Below are 21,310 nucleotides of genomic sequence, written 5' to 3'. Positions count from 1 at the left end.
GGGACTGAGTCGCCGACCTACTCCGCGCGGAGGCGCAGCTGCGCCATACCTCCGTCGACCTCGATGGACGTGCCGGTCGTGGAACCCGCCGACGGGCCGACGAGATAGGCGACGGCCGCGGCGACCTCGTCGGGGCTCACAAGCCGGCCGTGCGGCTGGCGGGCTTCGAGGGCGGCGCGTTCCGCGGCTGGATCGGATGCCGAGTCGAGCAGTCGTCCGACCCACGGGGTGTCGGCGGTGCCGGGGTTGACGGCGTTCACGCGGATGCCCTCGCTGAGGTGGTCGGCAGCCATGGCCCGGGTGAGTGCCGAGACCGCGCCCTTGGACGCGGTGTACAGCGCGCGCTGCTGAAGGCCCGTCGTGGAGGCGATGGATGCCGTGTTGCAGACCGCCGCCGACGGCGACTTCCGCAGCCAGGGCAGCGCCGCCGACGTCACGCGGGCGATGCCGGTGACGTTGATCGACAGCACCCGCGCCCACTCGTCGTCGTCGTTCGCGGAGATGTCGCCGGTCGCGCCGATCCCGGCGTTGTTCACGACGATGTCGATGCGCCCGAACCTCTCGGCCACGGCGGCGACCGCAGCGTCGACGCTGGCGCGGTCCGATACATCGGCGGTGAAGGCCGCGAATGCCGGATCGGCCGCGGCGGTGTCGCGGTCGAGTACGGCGATCCGGACGCCGTCGGCATGCAGGCGCTGCGCGATCGCGGCGCCGATCCCGGATGCTCCGCCGGTCACGATCGCGACGAGTCCGTCGAGCGCGCCGGTCACTTCTGGGCCTCCCATGCCACGAACTCCTGACGCTGGCGGCCGAGGCCGTCGATCTCGACCTCGACGACATCGCCGGCCGCGAGGTACGGGAAGTTGCCCGACAGAGCGACGCCCTGCGGGGTTCCGGTGAGGATCAGGTCGCCGGGCTCGAGGGCCACGTATTGCGACAGATGGTGCACGATGTGCTCGACCGAGAAGATCATGTCGCTGGTGTTCGAGTCCTGCCGGGGCTCGCCGTTGACGAAGCTGCGCAGACCGAGGGCGTGGTGGTCGACCTCGTCGGGGGTGACCAGCCAGGGTCCGGTCGGGTTGAAGCCCGGAGCGATCTTGCCCTTCGACCACTGGCCGCCCGACACCTCGATCTGGAACGCCCGCTCCGACACGTCATTGGCGACGACGAAGCCCGCGACGTGCGCCATCGACTCCTCCTGAGAGTCGAGGTACGAGGCGCGGGCGCCGATCACGATGCCGAGCTCGACCTCCCAGTCGGTCTTCTCGCTGCCGCGGGGGATCGTGACCGCATCATTCGGCCCCACGACCGTGTTCGGGGTCTTGAGGAAGATGATCGGGATGGTCGGCGGCTCCGAGCCCGACTCTGCGGCGTGGGCGGCGTAGTTCATGCCGACGCAGATCACCGCACTCGGTCGGGCGATCGGGGCGGCGATGCGCAGAGCGGCGGCATCCGTCACCTCGGGAAGCTCACCGGCGTCGCGGGCCGCGGCGACGCGGGCGCGGAAGTCGCCGGCCAGGAAATCGCCGTTCACATCGGATGTCAGGGGGCGGAGGTCGAGATAGCGGTCGCCCTCCACGAGGACGGGGATCTCGGTCCCTGGGGCGCCAAGCCGCGCGAACTTCATGATTCTCCTGATCGGTCGTGGGGCCGCGACATCGCGGTAGGTCTCGTTGACAGTATAGACATCCGATGTTTACACTCCAAGAGATCCGCGCGAAGAAAAGCTCTCGCGCATGGAGAGGAACTTCCGTGAGCCGCATCGTCGCCCTCGACACCACCGACATCCGCTTTCCGACATCGCTGAGCCTCGACGGCTCGGACGCGATGAATCCCGATCCCGACTACTCCGCGGCGTACGTCATCGTGCGGACGGATGCCGACGATGCCATCGAGGGGCACGCCTTCGTCTTCACGATCGGACGCGGCAACGACGTGCAGGTCGCCGGCATCGACGCGCTCGCAGGCCATCTCGTCGGACGAGAGCTCGAGCCGCTGCTCGACGACATGGGCGGCACCTTCCGCGCGATCATCGGCGACTCGCAGCTGCGCTGGCTCGGCCCGGAGAAGGGCGTCATGCACATGGCGATCGGCGCCGTCATCAACGCGCTGTGGGACATCAAGGCCAAGCGCGCGGGCCTCCCGCTCTGGCAGCTGCTCGCGCGGATGTCACCGGAGGAGCTCGTCGACCTGGTCGACTTCCGCTACTTGACCAACGCCCTCACCCGTGACGACGCGCTCGAGATCCTGCGCACCGCCGAGCCCGGTCGGGCCGAGCGCGAGCAGGAGCTGCTCGCCACCGGTTACCCCGGCTACACGACGAGCCCCGGCTGGCTCGGCTACTCCGACGAGAAGCTCGAGCGCCTGGCCCGCGAGGCCATGGCCGACGGTTTCACCCAGATCAAGCTCAAGGTGGGCGCCGACCTCGACGACGACATCCGCCGCTTCCGCAAGGCGCGCGAGGTGTGCGGACCCGACTTCCCGATCGCGATCGACGCGAACCAGCGGTGGGAGGTCTCCGAGGCGATCGAGTGGGTGAACGCGCTCGCCGAGTTCCACCCGGCCTGGATCGAGGAGCCGACCAGCCCCGACGACGTGCTCGGCCACGCCGAGATCGCCCGCGGGGTCGCGCCCATCCGCGTCGCGACCGGCGAGCACGCGCAGAACCGCGTGATCTTCAAGCAGCTGCTGCAGGCCGAGGCCATCTCGGTCATGCAGATCGACGCCGTGCGCGTCGCGGGCGTGAACGAGAACATCGCGAACCTGCTGCTGGCCGCCAAGTTCGGCGTACCGGTCTGCCCGCACGCCGGCGGTGTCGGGCTGTGCGAGGCCGTGCAGCACCTCTCGATGTTCGACTTCGTCGCGGTCACCGGCACCCGCGAGGGGCGAATGATCGAGTTCGTCGACCACCTGCACGAGCACTTCGTCGTGCCGACCGACATCCGAGGCGGCTCGTACATGGCGCCCACGGACCCCGGGGCCGGCATGGAGATGAAGGCCGACAGCATCGCCACCTACACCTGGACGGGTGCGCATGTCGCCGTCTGACCGTCTGGCCGTCCCGCCCCTCGGCTACGGTGCTGCGAACGTCGGCAACCTGTTCCGGCCGCTGAGCGACGACGAGGCGTGGGCCGTGCTCGATGCGGCGTGGGAGAGCGGCATCCGCTACTACGACACCGCCCCGCACTACGGACTCGGACTCTCCGAGCGCCGGCTCGGAGCCTTCCTGCAGACGAAGCCCCGCGACGACTACGTACTGTCCACCAAGGCGGGGCGGCTGCTGCGCCCGAACCCTGCTTTCGACGGCGGCCTCGACACGGCGCATGACTTCCACGTGCCGGACGACCTCCAGCGGGTGTGGGACTTCTCCGCCGACGGCATCCGGCGGAGCCTCGACGAGTCGCGCGAGCGCCTCGGCATCGAGCGCATCGACCTGCTGTACCTGCACGACCCCGAGCGGCACGACCTCGAGCTCGCGCTCGCCGAGGCCTTCCCAGCCATGGAGCAGCTGCGCGCCGACGGCGAGGTCGCCGCGATCGGCATCGGCTCGATGGTGTCGGATGCTCTCACCGCTGCCGTCCGCGGCGCCGACCTCGACCTGATCATGGTCGCCGGTCGCTACACGCTGCTCGAACAGCCCGCCGCGGTCGACGTGCTCCCGGCCTGCCGGGAACGCGGAACCGGGATCGTCGCGGCATCCGTCTTCAACTCCGGGCTGCTCGCGTCGAACGAGCCCCGCCGCGACGGCCGGTACGAATACGGCCAACTGCCCGACGAGCTGTGGGAGCGACTGCTGCGGATCGCCGCGGTCTGCGCCGACCACGGGGTGCCGCTGCCGGCCGCAGCGATCCAGTTCCCCCTGCAGGCCTCGGGCGTGCGCTCGGTCGTCGTCGGTGGGAGCCGGCCGGAGCAGCTGCGGCAGAACGCCGAGTACGCGGCGCTGGCCATCCCCGAGGAGCTCTGGGAGAATCTGGCCGCGGAAGGCCTCATCCCCGCCTGAGCGTTCGTCCTGCCCGAAGACCCGAAGGAGCGTTCATGCTCGAAGGAATCCACCCGCTGCTGACCGGCGAGCTGCTGCTGCACCTCGATCGGATGGGGCACTCCGACGCGGTCGTGATCGCCGACGCGCACTTTCCGGCGTGGGGGCTGGGCGCGCGCGTGATCGACCTGCCCGGCACGACCACTCCGGAGGTCGTCGCCGCGATCCGCACGGTGCTGCCGCTCGACGACGCGCCGGGCATCGACCTCATGACCTCGGCGGACGGCGAGGTGCTCGACGTGCAGCAGGAGTTGATGGATGCCGCCGGCACGAGCATCGACACCACGCGGTTCGTCGAGCGATTCGCGTACTACGAGGTCGCGAAGGACGCGTACCTGATGGTGCGCACGGGCGAGACGCGGAAATACGGCAACGCGCTGCTGCGGAAGGGCGTGGTCGGGCACGCGTCGCGTTCATAATTCAGCCAGAATTTTCGCGGAGGCGTCGGATCCGGCTCGAATGGGCCGATCCGCGGAAATCTGACTGAATTGTGAACACCGTCGCGCCGAGACGCCACGACCTCAGCGCCCGATCGTCGACTCCCGCACGATGAGCTCGGCGCGGAACGGGGTCGTCGCGGGTGGCGGAGCTGTGGGATCGGCCAGCTGCTGCAGCAGTGCGGCGCCGGCCGCGCGACCGATCTCGTAGCCGGGCTGGCGCACGCTCGTCAACGGCACGACGCTCTGGTGGGCCTGGGCGACGTCGTCGAATCCGACGAGGGCGATCTCGTCCGGCACGCGGATGCCGTGGCGCATGAGCTGCGTGAGCACGCCGAGCGCGACCATGTCGTTCGCCGCGAACACCGCGTCCGGGCGCTCGGCGACGGGCTGGGCGAGGATCTGCGCGGCGACGCGCAAGCCCTCTTCGGTCGCAAGGTGCGGCACGTCGATCACCGTGAGCGTCGCAGGACTTCCGGCGAGAGCATCCTGCAGCCCCGCAAGTCGATCGTTCGACTGGCTCACCGTCGGGCTGCCGAGGAACAGGATCCGCCTGCGGCCGAGCGACAGCAGGTGCTCGCCGGCGAGTCGGCCTCCGCCGCGATCGTCGAACAGGATCGACGCGACGGACGGCGATTCGCGGATCGGCCCGACGACGACCGACCGGATGCCGCGCTCGGCCAGTCGTTCGAGACGCGGCACCACGTCGCCGAGCGGGTAGATCACGATGCCCTGCACCCGGTGCGCCTCGAACATGTCGATGTTGCGGCGCTCCTGCGCGGCGTCGCGGTTGCTGTTGCTGAAGAAGAGGGACCAGCCGCCTTCGCGCGTCACGTCTTCCACGCCGCGGGACAGCTCATTGAAGTACGGCAGCCACGCGTCGAGCAGAATCAGTGCGAGCGCCTTGCTCGACCCCGCGCGCAGCTGCCGCGCCGACTCGTTGGGCACGAAGCCGAGCTGCTCGATCGCTGCCCGCACACGTTCCCGGCTGGATGCGCCCAGTACGTGCGGATGGTTGAGATAGTTCGAGACGGTCGAGGAGGAGACGCCGGCCAGGGCGGCGACGTCCTTGACGCTCGCGGGCATGGAACTCCTCGTCGTTATACCCCGATCACTGCGACGGGCGGGGCGGCGAGCCTCAGGATAGCGGACGAATTGGCACGTGCCAAGAAAGTTCTTGACAGGGCGGAACCTACCCCCGTAACGTGACTCGAACGCTGACTTGGCACGTGCCAAAAGGCGAGGCGACGGTGCCGGACACCCGCCTGCGAGAGGCCTCATGAACATCGGCTGCCACGGGCTCGTCTGGACCGGGAACTTCGATGCCGACGGCATCCGCCTCGCTGTGGAGAAGACCAAGAACACAGGATTCGACCTCATCGAGTTCCCGCTGATGGATCCCTTCTCGTTCGACGTCGCGGCGGCGAAGGATGCTCTGGCGGAGCACGACCTCGCCGTGAGCGCCTCGCTCGGACTGTCGGAGGCGACCGACGTGACCAGCTCCGACCCGGCGATCGTCGCGGCCGGCGAGGCACTGCTGATCCGCGCGGTCGACGTGCTCGCCGAACTCGGCGGACAGCACTTCTGCGGCGTGATCTACAGCGCGATGAAGAAGTACATGGAGCCTGTGACGCCGGAGGGGCTCGCGAGCAGTCGCGCCGCCATCGGCCGTGTGGCCGATCACGCCGCCGAGCGCGGGATCTCGGTCTCGCTCGAGGTCGTGAACCGCTACGAGACGAACGTGCTGAACACGGCCAGGCAGGCCCTCGCATACCTCGCGGAGGTCGACCGGCCGAATCTCGGCATCCATCTCGACACGTACCACATGAACATCGAGGAGTCGGATATGTTCGCGCCGGTGCTCGACGCCGAGCCCGCCCTGCGCTATGTGCACATCGGCGAGAGCCACCGCGGCTATCTTGGAACCGGCACCGTCGATTTCGACGACTTCTTCAAGGCTCTGGGGCGCATCGGGTACGACGGCCCGATCGTGTTCGAGTCGTTCTCATCGGCCGTGGTCGCTCCGGATCTCAGTCGGATGCTCGGCATCTGGCGCAATCTCTGGACCGACAACGACGAGCTCGGCGCACACGCCAACGCCTACATCCGCGACAAGCTCGTCGCTGTGGAGTCGATCCGCCTGCACTGAGCCCCGCCGCGGCGCGGGAATATCGAAGATCAAGATGTTATTACAGGGTCTTCCCAATCCGGGATCCCTTAGATACATTCAGATACAACTTGCGAGAAAGTGTCGCAGGCCGCAGAATTGATCCGATGTTTACTGCGGCCCGCAGCATCCGGATCGCAACACGACCTTCAAGGAAGCAGGTGAGCACATGAGTGAACCCATTCTCAGGGTTGAGGGGATCAGCAAGGGTTTCCCCGGTGTGCAGGCGCTGAAAGACGTGCACCTGGAGGTGCGTGCCGGCGAGGTGCTGGTGCTCGTGGGCGAGAACGGTGCCGGCAAGTCGACGCTGATGAAGATCCTCTCCGGCATCTACACCAAGGACGAGGGCACCATCACGTTCGAGGGCCGGGAAGTGGAGCTCACCAGCCCGCTGCAGGCGCAGGAACTCGGTATCACGATCATCCATCAGGAGCTCAACCTGATGCCGGATCTGACCGTCGCGCAGAACATCTTCGTAGGCCGTGAGCCGACTTCCGGCCCGTTCCTCTCCGAGCGCAAGCTAAACACCCAGACGGCTGAACTGCTGCAGCGGCTCAACATCCACCTCGAGCCGCGACAGCTCGTCGGCGAGCTGACGGTGGCCGAGCAGCAGATGGTGGAGATCGCCAAGGCGCTGTCGTTCAACGCCAAGGTGCTGATCATGGACGAGCCGACATCGGCTCTCACCGACACCGAGGTCGAGACGCTCTTCGTGCTGATCGAGCAGCTCAAGGCGAGCGGCACCGGCATCGTCTACATCTCGCACCGCATGGACGAGCTGCGCCGCCTGGCCGATCGCGTTACCGTGCTCCGCGACGGCACATACATCGGATCACTCGATCGCGTCGACGTCACCATCCCGAAGATCATCGAGATGATGGTCGGCCGCGTGATCGACGAGGGAACCCGTCCGCTGGCACGTGAGCACATCAACGACCCGATCGTGCTCGACGTGCAGGGGCTGTCGACGAGGAGCCTACTCAAGGACGTCTCGTTCCAGCTGCACAGGGGCGAGATCCTCGGCTTCGCCGGACTCATGGGCGCCGGCCGCACCGAGACCGCGCGCGCCGTGATCGGCGCCGACCACCGCGACGGCGGCACCATCTCGGTCGCTGGTCGTCCCGTGCGCATCGCGCAGCCCGCGGATGCCGTGAAGCACGGCGTCGGCTACCTCTCGGAGGACCGCAAGCTCCTCGGGCTCATGCTCGAGCAGGACGTCACGTTCAACACGGTGCTCGCCTCGCTCGGCTCGTACGCCAACGGCATCGGCTGGATGGGCGACGCCAAGGCGAAGAACCGCACCAAGGAGTACGTCCAGCAGCTGCGGGTCAAGACGCCCTCGGTGAACCAGGTCGTCAAACTCCTCTCCGGAGGTAATCAGCAGAAGATCGTCATCGCCCGCTGGCTGATGCGCGACTGCGACATCCTCATCTTCGACGAGCCGACCCGAGGGATCGACGTCGGCGCGAAGGAAGAGATCTACCGCCTCATGCAGCAGCTCGCCGAGGCGGGCAAGTCCATCATCGTCATCTCATCGGAGCTCCCGGAGATCCTCCGTGTCGCGAACCGCATCGCGGTCTTCGCGAACGGTCGCATCACCGGAACGCTCCGCAACGAGGAAGCAAGCCAGGAGAAGATCATGCAACTCGCAGCCCACGGGGAGGAAGACTGATGAGCACCCCCACGCAGCCCGGATCGTCGACGACGACGATCATCCAGACAGCGGTCGACGAGAACACGGACAAGCGCGACGTCGGAGCGTTCGTGAAGCGCCAGCTCCAGCAGTCGCTGGCCTTCGGCACTCTCATCGTCCTGGTGATCTTCTTCACGATCGCCAGCCCGAACTTCTTCACCTTCAGCAACATCGCCACGGTGCTGCTCTCGACCGCGGTCATCGGCATCCTCGCCCTCGGCACGACGTTCGTCATCATCACGGGCGGCATCGACCTGTCGATCGGCACCGGCATGGCGCTCTGCGCCGTGATGACGGGTGTGTTCGTGACGAACATGGGCCTGCCGGTCTGGGTCGGCGTCATCGGCGGCGTGCTGACCGGTGTGCTGATGGGTCTCGTGAACGGCGTCAACATCACGTTCCTGCGGCTCCCGCCGTTCATCGCCACCCTCGCGATGATGATGATCGCCGGCGGCCTCGCTCTGGTCATCTCGAACGTCTCGCCGATCTACTTCTCGACCTCGGCGCCCGACTTCAAGAAGATCGCGCTCGGCGTGATCATTCCCGGCATCCCGAACGCCGTGCTGATCACCGCGGTGGTCGCGATCATCGCCTGGCTCGTGCTGTCGAAGACCCTCCTCGGCCGCTACACGTTCGCGATCGGCTCGAACGAAGAGGCCACGCGCCTCTCGGGCGTCAACACGCGGCGCTGGACGATCCTGATCTACATGTTCGCCGGAGCCTTCACCGGCATCGCGGGCATCGTGATCGCCGCCCGCCTCGACTCGGCCCAGCCGCAGATCGGCATGGGGTACGAACTGCAGGCGATCGCCGCGGTCATCATCGGCGGCACCTCGCTGCTCGGCGGACGCGGATCCATCCTCGGCACCGTCATCGGCGCGCTGATCATGAGCGTGCTGGTCAACGGTCTGCGCATCCTGTCGATCCAGCCCGAGTGGCAGAACATCGTGGTCGGCGTCGTCGTGCTGCTGGCCGTCTTCCTCGACTCGCTGCGCAACCGCCAGCGGACCTGATCCGCTTCACCCGACTCAACTGAATAGCACCACGCAGTCCACCGTCGGCCCTGGCCGGCAGTCACAGAGAACCATCACAGAGAACAATGGAGTTTCCATGAAATTCGGAAAGAAGACCGCATTCGCGGCACTCGTGGCGGCATCCGCGCTGGTATTCGCCGGCTGTGCCGGCGGCGGCGACGTGATCGAGGAAGGCAGCGGCGGCGACGCCGGCGGCGGCGACGGCGAGATGTACATCGCCCTCGTCTCGAAGGGCTTCCAGCACCAGTTCTGGCAGGCAGTGAAGAAGGGTGCCGAGCAGAAGGCGGAAGAGCTCGGCGTGCGGATCACCTTCGAGGGCCCGGCCGCAGAGACCGAGATCGCCGGTCAGCTCGAGATGCTGACCGCCGCCATCGACAAGAACCCGGATGCCATCGCCTACGCCGCCCTCGACCCCGAGGCGTGCGTCGCCCCGCTCGAGCAGGCGAAGTCGAAGGACATCCCGGTCGTCTACTTCGACGCTCCCTGCAACGGCGATGTCGGACTGAGCCTGTCGGCGACGGACAGCAAGGTCGCGGGCGCGCTCGCTGCAGAGCACATGGCAGAGCTGATCGGCGGAGAGGGCGAGGTCGCGATCGTCGGCCACTCCCAGATCAACTCGACCGGTGTCGAGCGTCGTGACGGCTTCGTCGAGAAGATGGAAGCCGACTTCCCCGACATCGAGATCGTCGACATCCAGTACGGTGACGGTGACCACCTGAAGTCGGCCGACATCGCGAAGACGCTGATCGCCGCGTACCCCGACCTCAAGGGCATCTACGGCACCAACGAGGGCTCCGCCATCGGCGTGGTCAACGCGGTGAACGAGCTGGGCCTCGAGAAGGGCAAGCTCACGATCGTCGGCTTCGACTCGGGAGCTGCGCAGATCAACGCGATCAAGGACGGCACCATGGCCGGCGCCATCACGCAGGACCCGATCGGCATCGGCGAGCAGGTCGTCCAGGCGGCGTACGACGCAGCCAACGGCGACGAGGTCGACGAGTTCTACGACACCGGTTCCTACTGGTACGACAAGGACAACATCGAGGACGAGGAGATCGCCGCCGTCCTCTACGAGTGACACGCGGAGATCGACGGAAGCCCCTCACCTTCGGGTGGGGGGCTTCTTCGTGTCAGGTGCGGCAGTCGTCGGTGCGCGGCGTGTCAGAGGCGCTGCAGGAACGTGAGCTGCGACGCCGGTTCGACGATCAGGCTCTGCAGCTCGGCGTTGAACGGCACGCCAGCGGGAGACGCGAGGTGCGCCTGGAAAGCTTCGTCGTCGCGGTAGACCTCGTACACGAAGAACCGGTCGGGGTCGTCGGCGAGGCGGCTCGCGTCGAAGACGAGGTTGCCCTCCTCGGCGCGCACTACCTCGGCGAAGTCGCGGAGCAGCGCGGCTATGCGATCGGCCTGACCCGGCTGCGCGGTGAACGTGGCATGCAGGATGGTCGGCTCGGTCATCGGGGGTTCCTCCGGGTTCGGGTGCGGGGGCGGGCGTTTCGTCTCGCGAAGACCCGCACTGAGCGAGCGAAGCGAGTCGAAGTGTCGCTCAACGACCGGGAGCCGACAGCGTGAGAAGCCGCGCAGGGTTGGCGACGAGCATACGCTCCACAGCTTCATCCCCGATGAACGAGCGGAGCCGGGGGAGGTAGCGCTCGCCCAGATAGGCAAGGCCCGGCATCCCTCCGTAGGAGATGTATCGCGTGCGCCGGGCGACGTCGCCGCCCAGCACCACCCGATCGCCCGCGCCGCGTTCGACGACCGCTTCCGTCAGGGCGAGCAGCTCCGCGTCGGAGCGGGTGCGCGGCCTGGCGAAGCCGTCATAGCCCAGGAAGGCACCGCGTTCGGCGAGCGAGACGTGCAGCCCGGCATCCGGATCGCGATCCGCGTGCGCGAGCACCACGTGATCGGATGCCACGCCCTCGGCCGCGAGCAGGTCGAGCACCTCGTGCGCGGCGGTGCAGAACTCGAGGTGCACCATGACGGGGGCGCCGGTCGCGCGGTGGGCGGTGGCGACGGCGAGGAGCGTGGTGCGTTCGAAGGAGCTGATGCGCCAGTAGTCGATGCCGGCCTTCAGCAGTCCGGCCCGCACGGGCGTGCCCTCCGACGTCGTGGCGGCGGGCGGGCTCGCCGTCTCGAGTACCGCGGCGTCGGCTGACGGCATCCCCTGCGCGATGTCGGTGACGAACAGGGCGGCCAGGCGATCGGCATCCCACGCCTGCATGGGGTGGTCGGCGCCGTAGTGCGCCTCGCGATGCCGTCCGGTGCTCGCCACGATGTGCAGGCCGGTGGCACTGCTGATCCGGGCGAGGGCCGCGGGGTCGCGGGCGAGTCCGAACGGTGTCGCGTCGATCATCGCCTCGAAGCCGCTGGCCTGAAGGAGTCCGGCCTCCGCACGCGACGCGTCCTCATCGTCGAGCTCGTCGCCGGCGAGCAGCGGCGAGACCTGGAACAGGTGCTCGTGGTAGTCCACTCGTCCGAGCGCCCTCGGCTCGATGTCGCCGAGCACCGTGCGGACGACAGGCATCAGCGCACCGACTCCGCGGCAGCGGCGAGCCGCTGGACGATCTCCGGAGTGAGATCGAGCTCGAACACGTCGGCGACCACTTGGGACCAGCCGTGGATGAAGTAGCGCCATCCGTCGAGGACCCGCAGCCCGCGCGCCTGCTCCTGTGCACGCGCCTGGTGGAGGAACTCGAGCGACCCGCGGTAGTTGAACTCCCACGCGAACGCGCCCTCGGGGAACTCGACCGCAGCGGTCAACGGAGAGCCCGGGCGATCCTTGCCGAGCCCGGTCGCGTTCGCGATGACCGATCCTGCCGGGGCCGCCGCGACCACGGCATCCGCCTCCTCCGGGGTCTCGGTGACCACGTACTCCAGGAGCCCGTCCCGCGTGCCGTGCTGGCGATGGACCTCGCGCAGGTGATCGAGCTTGTCCTGGGTGCGGGCGGTCACCGTCACGCGGGTGGGAGCGTCGCCGCGCTCCGCGAGGGCCCAGCTGAGCGCCGTGCCCGAACCGCCCGCTCCGAGGATGACGACCCCGGCTCCGGTGCGCGCGAAGTGATCCATCGGCAGGAAGTCGTTCAGCGCGAGGTCGACGGTGATCGGGTCCTTCGCGCGCCCTGACAGCAGCGCACCGCGTTTGGAGATGCTCGAGATCTCGGCGCACGAGATCGCGAACGGATCGAGCTCGTCGAAGAGATCGGATGCCGCGGCGTACACGTTCATCTTGTGCGTGGTCACGAGGGCGCCGCGGTGACGCGGGTCGTCGCGGATCTGCTCGACCATCCCGCGGTACTGCGCCGGGTCGGCATCCATCGGCAGGTCATGTCCGATCAGGGTGCGCGTCGGCAGCCCCAGGATGTCGGCCCACAGCGGGAACACCTTCATGATCGAAGAGGATGCGGTCGTCACTCCGACGAAGCCCATGTAGTCGGCCTGGTCGGTGCCCGGTGCGATCGATGCGGCGGGGGAGGCGGTCATCGGATCTCCTGAGGGACGGATGCCGGGTTGGCGGGGATGGGATGCACGGGCTCGGCGCCTTTGAGCACGGCGATCACGTCGTCGAGCGACAGCGAGCCCATGTTGTCGACGGCCTGCGTCGTCTGCGCGCCGAGGTGCGGGGTGATGATCACGCGGTCGGCGAGAGCGGGTGCGAGCAGCGGACTGCTCTGCGCAGCGGTGTCGCCGTCGAGCGTGTCGGCGGCGTACGCCGCGAGGATGCCGTCGTGCAGGGCATCGGCGATCGCGGATTCGTCGACGAGGTCGCCCCGGGCGGTGTTGACGAGCACCGTGCCGCGGCGCATGCGCGCCAGGCGTGCGGCGTCGACGAGCAGCTGTCCGCCGGGCGCGTGCAGCGTGATCACATCGGCGACGCGGAACAGCTCATCGAGCTCGACCGGCTCGGCGCCGTTCGTGCTGATGACGTCGGCAGAGAGGAAGGGGTCGGCGGCGACGACGCGCGGGCCGAATCCGGTCAGGCGCCTCGCGACGCCCTGACCGATCCGGCCGAACCCGACGATCCCGACGGTCGCAGCTCCGAGTTCGCGGCCGCGGCGCACGCCCCAGTCGCTTTCGCGCACCCGGCGATCTCCGTCGGGGGTGAAGCGGAGCGCCGCGAGCATCAAGCCGACAGCGTGATCGGCGACGGCATCCGCATTGGCGCCTGGCGTGTTCGTGACCGGGATGCCGCGCCGACGGGCCGCCTCCAGATCCACGGACTCCGTGCCCACGCCGTAGCGGGCGATGACCTTCAGCTTCGGCGCGGCGGCGAGGTGCTCTTCGGTGATCTGTCCCGTACCCGCGATCCAGGCGTCGGCACCGTGCAGGAGGATGCGCAGCTCGTCGAGGTCGTGGTGGGCGGGCCCGCGGAGGATGCGGTGCCCGGCCTGCGCCGCGCGTCCGACCAGATCGAGGTCGCCGTCCGAGAACGAGCGGCTCGTGACGAGGATGACGGCCATCAGCTCGGCCGTCCACTCGGCGGTCCACTCGGCCGTCCGGCGAACCAGGGTGCGAGCGCGGTGTACGCCTCGGTGAAGCGGGCGTGCCGCTCGGCGTAGACGGCGTGGCGCGCGGCATCCGGAGTGAACTCGGCCGTCACCTCGCTGAGCGAGCGGGCCGCCGAGAATTCGGCGAGGCCGAGGCCGACCGCGCCCGTGACCGCGGCGCCCAGGCTGTTCGCCTCCTCGACGATCGTGCGCCGGCGCACCGGCACACCCCACACGTCGGCGAGGACCGCCAGGTAGACATCGCTCTGCGCGCCGCCGCCGACCGCGTCGATGCGGTCGATCACGGCGCCCGAGGCGCGGAACGCCTGGATGCAGGTGAGCAGGTTGAAGGCGGTGCCCTCGAGCACGGACCGCACGAGGTGCTCGCGCCGGTGGTGTCGCGCGAGGCCGAGGAAGGCGCCGCGCGCGTCGGGGTCCCAGATCGGAGAGCGCTCGCCGAGGAGGTACGGCAGGAAGTAGAGGTCGTCGGTGTCGACATCGGCGGATGCTTCGGCGACGAGGCGGCCGGTATCGGGATGGGCGGGGTCGGGGGAGAGCGCCTCGGCGATCCACTGCACGGATGCCCCGCCGGCCTGCATGGTTGCGGTGGGCACGAATGATCCCGGCACGACGTTGTCGAACGTGAAGGTGCGCATCGCGGGGTCGTGCAGCGGTTGGTCGGCGGCGAACGAGATCCAGGAGGAGGTGCCGAGGCAGACGTAGGCACCGTCCTCGGGCGCGACGATGCCCGAGCCGACGGCCGCGAGCGGTCCGTCGCCGCCGCCCATCACCACGCGGACGCTCGACGGCAGGCCGAGAGCGTGCGCGGCGGCATCCGTCAGCGTCCCGGCGATCGAGGTCGATTCCAGGATCTCGGGGAACAGGGCGGGGTCGAGACGCGCGGCTCGCAGCACCTCATCCGACCAGGTTCCGGCGCGCTGGTCGTAGGCGTTGGTGCCCGACGCGTCGGAGCGGTCGGTCGCGAGCCGGCCGGTGAGACGCAGCACGATGAAGTCCTTCGCGACGCACACTCGGCGCACGCGCGACCAGATGTCGGGCTCGTTGTCGCGCACCCACATGACCTTCTCGAGCGAGTAGGTCGGGTTGAGGCGGTGGCCGAGGATCGCGTAGGCGTGCTCCGCGCCGAGGGCTGCCTCCAGCTCCCGCTGCTGCGCACCCGCTCGCGTGTCAGCCCAGATGATCGCAGGGCGCGCGGGCTCCCCGTCGGCATCCAGCAGCACCGCGCCCATCATCTGCCCGCTCACGACGAGCCCGGCGACGTCGGCTGGAGCCGTCTCGGTGCGGGCGATCAGATCGCGGGTCGCCATGACGACGGCATCCCACCAGTCCGCCGGATCCTGCTCGGCGACGCCGCCCGCGGCGAAGCGGGCCGGATACGGGACCGTGACCGACGCGATCAGGCGGCCGTCGTCGTGGTGCAGCGAGGCCTTGTTCCCGGTCGTGCCGAGATCGTGCGCGATGAGCATGAGCGGCTATCCCGCGTACGGGCGCAGGTCGACGGAGCCGTTGTTCGCGGCTGCCCGATATGCCCGCGATCCCATCCCGTGCTCGAGCACCCAGCCGTAGTCGTGCCCCGCGCCGCCCGGGTAGACGGCGAGGAACGCGTACGGCTCGTCGCCGGTGTTGATCGAGCGGTGCGCCCAGCCCGGCGGGATGTAGCCGATCGTGCCGGGCAGCATGTCGAGCCACTCGGTGCGCTCGCCGTCGAACATGAGCAGGCCGCCGCGGCCCTTCAGCGCGAGGTAGATCTCGCCCTGGTGGTTCGGATGCTGGTGCCCCTTCGTCATCCAGAGCTCGCCCGCGGTGTCGCCCGGCATGATCGTGGTGATCGACTGCGGGAGCTCGCGGTCGACCTCGGGAACCGGCGAGCTCACGACCGTGTAGACGACCGGGTTGTCTGCTTCGGCGGCTGCGGCCCAGGCGTCGTGGTCGAGAAAGAGGCCTTCGAGGTCCGACATCCGCCGGGTGAGGGTCGGCCCCGCCGGCGTCAGCGTGAGGTTGTCCGCATCGAAGGCGATCGCCATCGGAGAGATCGGCGTTGTGTGGAACTCGGGCATCGGTGCTCCTCGATACGGATGCTGCGGCGCTGCGCAACCTGTAATGACAAGTTGAGTGTACCTGTGATGACAGGAGGCGTCCAGGGTGCGCTGCGCATTCGCGCATCTGTCGCTGCTCGCGTGCGGCACCCTCATCAGGTTCCGGTCGCGATATGTCATGCATCCGCGGGCGGGATGGCTGACATGTCGCGACCGGAGCAGACCGGATGCCGGGGGCTCAGACCTCCGCGCGGCGGGCGCGGTACGCGGCGACCGCGTTGCGGTTCGCGCAGGTCGCCGAGCAGTACCGCTTCGAGCGGTTGCGGGAAAGGTCGAGGGCGAGCGCCTCACAGGTGTCGTCATCGCAGACGGTGATGCGCGAGCCCTCGTCTGCGCGGATGACGTCGATCAGGGCCATCGCGGTCTCGATCAGCACGCGCTCGGCGAGCGGGTTGTCGTCGGCGACCGCGTGCAGGTGCCAGTCGGTGTCATCGTGGCGCACGAGGTGCGGGGTGAGCGTGCTCTCGTCGAGCGCCTCGTTGACGCGGGTGACCATGTCGTCGCGGGGCGCGAGCAGCATCGCGCGCAGTCGCGGACGCAGCTCCTGAAGCGACGCCAGCTCGGCCGCGTCGCGGTCGATGCGCCCCGTGTAGGGGAACTCGGTGAGGAAGGCGGCGTAGTCGTCGAGATCTGCCAGGGTCTCCGGATCCTCCGCAGAGTTCACGAGCCACACGGCCGACCGCAGAGCTTCCTCCGTGTCATTGGTGAAGATCATGTTGACATCTTACATCCGCGACGAGTAGCGTCACTTCCCATGAGTGCTATGACCGATGACGCCGCACGCGATGTCCGCGTGGGATTGCCGCTCGCGATCGGCGCCGCCTTCGCCTTCGGCATGTCCGGCGGCTGGGCGCGCGGCCTCATCGACGCGGGGTGGACTCCCGGGGCCGCAGTGACCGCCCGCATCTGGGTCGCCGCGCTCGTGCTGCTCATCCCGACGATCCTCTCCCTGCGCGGAAAGTGGGGTCTGCTGCGGAAGAACGCCGGGTTGATCGCCGCCTACGGGCTGCTCGCCGTGACGGCCACGCAGCTGTTCTACTTTCAGGCCGTCGCCGTGATGGACGTCGGGATCGCGCTGCTCATCGAGTACACGGCCCCGGTCGCGGTCGTCCTCTGGCTCTGGATCCGTCGAGGGGAGCGCCCGAGCCGGCGCAGCATCGTGGGAGCGGTGATCGCGTTCGCAGGGCTCGTGCTCATGCTCGACATCCTCACCGGCGCGTCGGTGAACGGCGCCGGCATCCTCTGGGCGCTCGGCGCCATGGTCGGGGCGGCGACGTACTTCGTGCTGTCGGCCAAGGCCGACACCGGGCTGCCACCGCTCGCGCTCGCCGGAAGCGGCCTGCTGCTGGGAGCCCTCGGGCTGACGGTGGCCGGGGCGGTCGGGATCGTACCGATCGCCTGGACGACCGACGACATCACCTATCGCTTCGGGACCGTTCCGTGGTTCGTGCCGGTGCTCGCGATCGGCGTGCTCGCGACCGCGGTCGCGTACTTCCTCGGCATCGCCTCGACGCGGATGCTGGGATCGCGGCTCGCATCGTTCGTCGCGCTCGCCGAGGTCGTGGCCGCACTGCTCTTCGGATGGCTGCTGCTCGGCCAGGTTCCCGGTCCGATGCAGATGCTCGGCGGCGCGCTCGTGCTCGCCGGCGTCGTCGTCGTGAAGCTCGGCGAACCGGTGCCCGCGCCGTCGATCGAGGTCGAGTTCGTCGAGCCCCTTCCTGAGCCCGGTCGAATGTGAAGCCGCAGCGCCAACCGCAGCGATCACCGTCGGCGGGGCGGCGAATCTGTGTCCACGAGGCCGCCTTCGCGACCAGCGCGACGCCGCGCGGGCACACGGCGCGACCGCGTCCCAAGGCTTTCAGTCGAGGTACTGCATGGACGGTGCGGTGACGACCTCGGGTCCGCGCCTCCGGCTCATCGAGTGCCGACGCTTCCTGAAGTCCGGAACCCTTTCGTTCTGAAGCTGCCACATCTCCGCGTAGACACTCCCGAGCCTGAGCAACTCGTCGTGGGTGCCGGACTCGACGATTCGGCCCCCGTCGAGGACGAAGATGGCGTCGCACCCGGAGATCGTCGCGAGCCGGTGCGCGACGAATATCGCCGTGGACTCTCCGACATGGTCGTAGATCGCCTGCATGACCTCGACCTCGCTCGCCGGGTCGAGGTCGCTGGTGACTTCGTCGAAGATGTATAGGTCAACGCGCTTCATCAGCACTCGCGCGAGAGCGATTCGACGACGTTCTCCGCCGGAGAGCCCCATCCCTCCTTCATCGAGGACGGTTGCCGCGCTTTGAGGGAGACGGGCTACGACGTCGGCCATACCGCACTTGCGAAGGGCCGCGTAGGCCTCGGCGTCGCTGGCGTCGGGGCTCGACATCTTGACGTTCTCCAGCACGCTGCGGGCATAAAGCTGGACGTTCTGTGGACAGTAGCCGATCCCGCGGCGGATGTCCTTCGCGTCAAGGTCAGCGACGCTGATCCGTCCGAAGCTGATCACCCCCTGGTCCGGATGGTGCACCTTGAGGAGCATCCGAGCGATGGTGGACTTACCGCTGCCGCTCGCCCCGACGAACGCCACCTTGGAGCCGGGCGCGATGTGGAACGACAGGTCGCGGAGCGTGGGTTCGCGCAGCGAGTACCCGAACGACACCTCGTCGAAGGTGACGTCGCCGGTCGTGGCGCCGCTTCCGCGAAGCTCGTCGGAGGAGTCTGGTTCCGGGTCGTAGTCGAGGATCTCCCCCACTCGCGTGAGCGCGAGCGCCGCCTCTTGCCAGCTCAGCTGGAGTCCGATCAGCCGCGTCACGGGGTCGACGAAAAAGTTCGCCAGCGCGATGAACGCCATCAACGTGCCGATGGTCATGTCGCCCTGGAGGATTCGTGACGTACCGAGCACGAGCAGCACCAGACCGACGAACGCCTGCGCCAGACCCATGATGGACGACTGGGCGTTGTCCAGCATCCCCTCCTTGAACGAAATGCGCAGGCTTCGCACGTACTCGCGTTCGAGGCCCTCCATCTCGCGCTTCTCGTTCGCTTCGAGCTTCACGCCCTCTACGCCCTTTAGGCCGTCGATGATGCGCGAGTTGAGGACCGAGGCCTGCGCCATCTGCTTTTGGTTCACGTTCCGGAAGGGTATTCGGAACGACATTATGAGGGCGAGGGCTACGATCACGAAGACGGCGACGACGAAGAAGAGTGTCTGGTCGAGTGTGAACAACACGACGCCTGCGATGACGGCCATCACCACGTCCATGACCACGGTCAGTGCGGCACCCGTTAGTACGTTCTTGATCGTCATCGCGTCGCCGAAACGCGTCAGGATGTCGCCCACAGGTCGACTCGCGAAGAAACGCAATGGCAGGCCGTAGATGTGCTGGAAGAAGCCCAGGATCAGGGGAAGGTCTATCCGTTGGGACAGGTGCAGCACGATCCACTGCCGCACGAACTGCAGCAGGCTCTGCACGATGTACACGGCGGCGAACAGGACGAAGACTGGAACAAGAAGACTCTCCAGGCTATAGGGCACGACTTCGTCGAAGAGCACCTTTGTCACCATCGACCCTGAAATGCCGAGAACGGTGAGGATGAGGGATGCGAGCACTGCCCAGACGAACAGCCCCACCTGTGGCGTGAGCAGGCCGATGAAGCGCGCCAGGTTGCTCCGCCGCGTTCCGCTTTTCTGGACGAACTCAGAGCCGGAAGCAAGGAGGACGAGCACACCGGAGAAGTTTCGAATGAACTCGTCGTACGAGACCCACCGCACCCGTTCCGCGGCCGGGTCGCCGACCTTGACCCGCGTGCGTCGCACGCGGTGTATTACGACGAAATGGTGGACTCCGCCGGGAAAGCTCATGTGCGCGATCGCCGGCAGCGTGAACCTCGACGATAGCGCTTCCTTGTCAACGCGTACGGCGGACGTCTCGAACCCCAGCGCCTCTGCGCCGTTGACCAGGCCGCGGATCGTGGTTCCCTTTACGCCCGTGCCTAGCGCGTCGCGGAGTTGTGTGATCGACGTCTCACGACGGTAGGACGATGCGACGGAGGCCAAGCATGCCGCGGCGCAGTCAGACTGATCCAGTTGCCGGACGTGTGAAGTTCTAGGCATCTCGGGTCCCGTCGATTCGTGTCGGAGCGGGCGTCGGAGCGCTCACTTCATCCCGATCAGGTGGAGGAAATGGTCGAAGTAGGTCGTCTCGTTATACGTGAGCGAAATGTCTACGGCCGTGCCGTTGACGAGCCGGTGTTTACCGTTGCCTTTACTGGAGATATAGGAATGCTCGAGCTCGATTTCCGCGACGAAGAAACTCGTCCCGGCCGTTGACTCTGCATTGCCGTCGCTCACGGTAGTGGTGTCGGAATCGATTGCAGCGACGATGCCGTCGACGCTGCCGAAGTCCGAAGTGGGGAGTCCCGAAACGGTGATCCGGGCCGTGTCACCCTCTTCGACGAACTGGCGGTCGGTCACGGCCAGAAAGGCGTCCAGCGTGATGCCCATTTCGGTGGAGGAGATCGTACCGATGGGCGTCCCCGCCGAGATGACGCTCCCAGGTGTCACCCGGGCGTCCAGGTACACCTCGCCGGACTGGCTCGCCGTCACCGTGTAGGCCGATTTCCCCGTTTCGAGTCCGCCGAGCCGGATGTCGACCTCTTGGATCTGGATGCGCAGGTCGGTCTCGATCTTGGTGGAGTCGGCCAGCGCGCTCTTGTCGAGCTCGGTCATCTCTAGTGTGTTCCCCTTGACAGCGTTGTCGATCTCGACGGCCGAGTACCCTTGCGCTTCCAAACTTGGGCGGTCGATCCGCAACTGAGACTTCTTGTTCTGCAGCGTCTCGAACTGGTAGCCGAAGTGTGCCTCGGCAGGATCGCTCATGTTGAAAGTGTTCGTGCTGTTCGCCACCGCCGCCGTGAACCGTGCCTGTAGGTCGGCCTGGGCCACTAGAGCGTCGCGCTGCGCCTGGAGAGTTTGCGCCTCTACGGCAAGCTCAGTGCTCTCGAGTTTCAAGATGGCGACGCCCGCTTCCACGACCGTTCCGTTCGGTGCTTGCACCTCGGACACTCGGCCCGACTCGGTGCTCACAATCGTGGAGCGCTCTGCACCCTGAACGGTCCCTACCGCGGTGATTACGCTCGGACGTGTCGTGTTAGATGCCCACACGATGGTTGTGACGAGGATGAGGAGGACGAGCGCGATGACGATGAACCCGAAGAGCGGCGGCCGCTTCTCGTACAGGAGCCGACTGTCTGTGAGCTGGCCGAGAGAGACGACCCTCACGGCCGCGACGCCAGAGTGGATGCGAATACGTCGACTGTCACATGGAGATCCACCTGTTCGATGAAGA

20 protein-coding genes are annotated in these 21,310 nt (G+C 67.7%); 8 read left to right on the top strand and 12 right to left on the bottom strand.

Annotation, left to right across the window (positions count from 1 at the left end; translation table 11 throughout):
- Window positions 1-17: 17 nt before the first annotated feature.
- On the bottom strand, window positions 18-785 hold the full coding sequence (locus RS85_RS04755) for an SDR family NAD(P)-dependent oxidoreductase (protein WP_046012284.1): 768 nt from the start codon (window positions 783-785) through the stop codon (window positions 18-20).
- Window positions 767-1,627 (bottom strand): fumarylacetoacetate hydrolase family protein, encoded by an 861-nt coding sequence (locus RS85_RS04750; protein ID WP_046012283.1) that lies wholly within the window; start codon window positions 1,625-1,627, stop codon window positions 767-769. The genes RS85_RS04755 and RS85_RS04750 overlap by 19 nt, the downstream gene beginning before the upstream one ends.
- Before the next feature lie 125 nt (window positions 1,628-1,752).
- Here RS85_RS04750 and RS85_RS04745 point away from each other — a divergent pair, with 125 nt between their 5' ends.
- Genes RS85_RS04745 through RS85_RS04735 form a run of 3 tightly spaced genes read left to right on the top strand, consistent with a single transcriptional unit; the run spans window position 1,753 to window position 4,458 of the window.
- Window positions 1,753-3,048: an L-fuconate dehydratase gene (locus RS85_RS04745; RefSeq protein WP_046012282.1), complete on the top strand. Its 1,296-nt coding sequence runs from the start codon at window positions 1,753-1,755 to the stop codon at window positions 3,046-3,048.
- Window positions 3,035-4,000 carry an aldo/keto reductase gene (locus RS85_RS04740; RefSeq protein WP_046012352.1) on the top strand — a complete coding sequence of 322 codons (966 nt, stop codon included), beginning with the start codon at window positions 3,035-3,037 and terminating at the stop codon, window positions 3,998-4,000. Before RS85_RS04745 ends, RS85_RS04740 begins: the two co-directional genes overlap by 14 nt.
- A gap of 35 nt (window positions 4,001-4,035) precedes the next feature.
- Window positions 4,036-4,458: an RbsD/FucU family protein gene (locus RS85_RS04735; protein ID WP_046012281.1), complete on the top strand. Its 423-nt coding sequence runs from the start codon at window positions 4,036-4,038 to the stop codon at window positions 4,456-4,458.
- Window positions 4,459-4,560: 102 nt separating this feature from the next.
- Here RS85_RS04735 and RS85_RS04730 read toward each other — a convergent pair whose 3' ends face one another.
- The gene (locus RS85_RS04730) at window positions 4,561-5,562 is read right to left on the bottom strand and encodes a LacI family DNA-binding transcriptional regulator (protein WP_046012280.1); all 1,002 of its coding nucleotides are present in this window, start codon (window positions 5,560-5,562) and stop codon (window positions 4,561-4,563) included.
- Between the two features lie 193 nt (window positions 5,563-5,755).
- Between RS85_RS04730 and RS85_RS04725 the strand changes: the two genes are divergently transcribed.
- The 4 genes from RS85_RS04725 (at window position 5,756) to RS85_RS04710 (ending at window position 10,448) form a co-directional block, all read left to right on the top strand.
- Window positions 5,756-6,625: a sugar phosphate isomerase/epimerase family protein gene (locus RS85_RS04725; RefSeq protein WP_046012279.1), complete on the top strand. Its 870-nt coding sequence runs from the start codon at window positions 5,756-5,758 to the stop codon at window positions 6,623-6,625.
- Between the two features lie 187 nt (window positions 6,626-6,812).
- Window positions 6,813-8,315 carry a sugar ABC transporter ATP-binding protein gene (locus RS85_RS04720; RefSeq protein ID WP_046012278.1) on the top strand — a complete coding sequence of 501 codons (1,503 nt, stop codon included), beginning with the start codon at window positions 6,813-6,815 and terminating at the stop codon, window positions 8,313-8,315.
- On the top strand, window positions 8,315-9,349 hold the full coding sequence (locus RS85_RS04715) for an ABC transporter permease (protein ID WP_200894790.1): 1,035 nt from the start codon (window positions 8,315-8,317) through the stop codon (window positions 9,347-9,349). The genes RS85_RS04720 and RS85_RS04715 overlap by 1 nt, the downstream gene beginning before the upstream one ends.
- Before the next feature lie 97 nt (window positions 9,350-9,446).
- A complete protein-coding gene (locus RS85_RS04710) occupies window positions 9,447-10,448 on the top strand; it encodes an ABC transporter substrate-binding protein (protein WP_052703402.1) in 1,002 nt (333 codons plus the stop codon).
- An 83-nt stretch (window positions 10,449-10,531) separates the two neighbouring features.
- Here RS85_RS04710 and RS85_RS04705 read toward each other — a convergent pair whose 3' ends face one another.
- The 7 genes from RS85_RS04705 to RS85_RS04675 form a co-directional block, all read right to left on the bottom strand.
- On the bottom strand, window positions 10,532-10,828 hold the full coding sequence (locus tag RS85_RS04705; RefSeq protein ID WP_046012277.1) for a putative quinol monooxygenase: 297 nt from the start codon (window positions 10,826-10,828) through the stop codon (window positions 10,532-10,534).
- 88 nt (window positions 10,829-10,916) lie between these two features.
- Entirely contained in the window at window positions 10,917-11,894 is a 978-nt protein-coding gene (locus tag RS85_RS04700; protein WP_046012276.1) for a phosphotriesterase family protein, read from the bottom strand.
- Entirely contained in the window at window positions 11,894-12,850 is a 957-nt protein-coding gene (locus RS85_RS04695; protein WP_046012275.1) for a shikimate dehydrogenase family protein, read from the bottom strand. Before RS85_RS04695 ends, RS85_RS04700 begins: the two co-directional genes overlap by 1 nt.
- Window positions 12,847-13,827: a phosphoglycerate dehydrogenase gene (locus tag RS85_RS04690; protein WP_046012274.1), complete on the bottom strand. Its 981-nt coding sequence runs from the start codon at window positions 13,825-13,827 to the stop codon at window positions 12,847-12,849. Before RS85_RS04690 ends, RS85_RS04695 begins: the two co-directional genes overlap by 4 nt.
- Window positions 13,827-15,341: a xylulokinase gene (xylB, locus tag RS85_RS04685; RefSeq protein ID WP_046012273.1), complete on the bottom strand. Its 1,515-nt coding sequence runs from the start codon at window positions 15,339-15,341 to the stop codon at window positions 13,827-13,829. The genes RS85_RS04690 and xylB overlap by 1 nt, the downstream gene beginning before the upstream one ends.
- A gap of 6 nt (window positions 15,342-15,347) precedes the next feature.
- A complete protein-coding gene (locus RS85_RS04680) occupies window positions 15,348-15,932 on the bottom strand; it encodes a glucose-6-phosphate isomerase family protein (protein ID WP_046012272.1) in 585 nt (194 codons plus the stop codon).
- Window positions 15,933-16,149: 217 nt separating this feature from the next.
- Window positions 16,150-16,686 carry a CGNR zinc finger domain-containing protein gene (locus RS85_RS04675; RefSeq protein ID WP_046012271.1) on the bottom strand — a complete coding sequence of 179 codons (537 nt, stop codon included), beginning with the start codon at window positions 16,684-16,686 and terminating at the stop codon, window positions 16,150-16,152.
- Between the two features lie 39 nt (window positions 16,687-16,725).
- On the opposite strand from RS85_RS04675, the gene RS85_RS04670 reads away from it, so the two are divergent.
- Window positions 16,726-17,709 (top strand): EamA family transporter, encoded by a 984-nt coding sequence (locus tag RS85_RS04670; protein ID WP_046012270.1) that lies wholly within the window; start codon window positions 16,726-16,728, stop codon window positions 17,707-17,709.
- A 120-nt stretch (window positions 17,710-17,829) separates the two neighbouring features.
- Here the strand turns inward: RS85_RS04670 and RS85_RS04665 are convergent, their stop codons facing one another.
- Together RS85_RS04665 and RS85_RS04660 are read right to left on the bottom strand one after the other, a co-directional pair.
- The gene (locus RS85_RS04665; RefSeq protein ID WP_046012269.1) at window positions 17,830-20,076 is read right to left on the bottom strand and encodes a peptidase domain-containing ABC transporter; all 2,247 of its coding nucleotides are present in this window, start codon (window positions 20,074-20,076) and stop codon (window positions 17,830-17,832) included.
- Window positions 20,077-20,118: 42 nt separating this feature from the next.
- On the bottom strand, window positions 20,119-21,243 hold the full coding sequence (locus RS85_RS04660) for an HlyD family secretion protein (protein ID WP_046012268.1): 1,125 nt from the start codon (window positions 21,241-21,243) through the stop codon (window positions 20,119-20,121).
- Between the last annotated feature and the right edge of the window lie 67 nt (window positions 21,244-21,310).

The organism is Microbacterium sp. SA39 (genome assembly GCF_000967865.1).
In the GTDB taxonomy this organism is placed as follows: domain Bacteria; phylum Actinomycetota; class Actinomycetes; order Actinomycetales; family Microbacteriaceae; genus Microbacterium.
Note: the sequence above shows the minus strand (reverse complement) of the source record. Positions and strands in the feature narration are given on the sequence as shown.

Excerpts from the sequence above, each read along its gene's own strand:
- RS85_RS04755 (WP_046012284.1), bottom strand. The coding sequence starts at position 785 with ATGGGAGGCCCAGAAGTGACCGGCGCGCTCGACGGACTCGTCGCGATC.
- RS85_RS04750 (WP_046012283.1), bottom strand. The coding sequence starts at position 1,627 with ATGAAGTTCGCGCGGCTTGGCGCCCCAGGGACCGAGATCCCCGTCCTC.
- RS85_RS04740 (WP_046012352.1), top strand. The coding sequence starts at position 3,035 with ATGTCGCCGTCTGACCGTCTGGCCGTCCCGCCCCTCGGCTACGGTGCT.
- RS85_RS04735 (WP_046012281.1), top strand. The coding sequence starts at position 4,036 with ATGCTCGAAGGAATCCACCCGCTGCTGACCGGCGAGCTGCTGCTGCAC.
- RS85_RS04730 (WP_046012280.1), bottom strand. The coding sequence starts at position 5,562 with ATGCCCGCGAGCGTCAAGGACGTCGCCGCCCTGGCCGGCGTCTCCTCC.
- RS85_RS04725 (WP_046012279.1), top strand. The coding sequence starts at position 5,756 with ATGAACATCGGCTGCCACGGGCTCGTCTGGACCGGGAACTTCGATGCC.
- RS85_RS04720 (WP_046012278.1), top strand. The coding sequence starts at position 6,813 with ATGAGTGAACCCATTCTCAGGGTTGAGGGGATCAGCAAGGGTTTCCCC.
- RS85_RS04715 (WP_200894790.1), top strand. The coding sequence starts at position 8,315 with ATGAGCACCCCCACGCAGCCCGGATCGTCGACGACGACGATCATCCAG.
- RS85_RS04710 (WP_052703402.1), top strand. The coding sequence starts at position 9,447 with ATGAAATTCGGAAAGAAGACCGCATTCGCGGCACTCGTGGCGGCATCC.
- RS85_RS04705 (WP_046012277.1), bottom strand. The coding sequence starts at position 10,828 with ATGACCGAGCCGACCATCCTGCATGCCACGTTCACCGCGCAGCCGGGT.
- RS85_RS04700 (WP_046012276.1), bottom strand. The coding sequence starts at position 11,894 with ATGCCTGTCGTCCGCACGGTGCTCGGCGACATCGAGCCGAGGGCGCTC.
- RS85_RS04695 (WP_046012275.1), bottom strand. The coding sequence starts at position 12,850 with ATGACCGCCTCCCCCGCCGCATCGATCGCACCGGGCACCGACCAGGCC.
- RS85_RS04690 (WP_046012274.1), bottom strand. The coding sequence starts at position 13,827 with ATGGCCGTCATCCTCGTCACGAGCCGCTCGTTCTCGGACGGCGACCTC.
- xylB (WP_046012273.1), bottom strand. The coding sequence starts at position 15,341 with ATGCTCATCGCGCACGATCTCGGCACGACCGGGAACAAGGCCTCGCTG.
- RS85_RS04680 (WP_046012272.1), bottom strand. The coding sequence starts at position 15,932 with ATGCCCGAGTTCCACACAACGCCGATCTCTCCGATGGCGATCGCCTTC.
- RS85_RS04675 (WP_046012271.1), bottom strand. The coding sequence starts at position 16,686 with ATGATCTTCACCAATGACACGGAGGAAGCTCTGCGGTCGGCCGTGTGG.
- RS85_RS04670 (WP_046012270.1), top strand. The coding sequence starts at position 16,726 with ATGAGTGCTATGACCGATGACGCCGCACGCGATGTCCGCGTGGGATTG.
- RS85_RS04665 (WP_046012269.1), bottom strand. The coding sequence starts at position 20,076 with ATGCCTAGAACTTCACACGTCCGGCAACTGGATCAGTCTGACTGCGCC.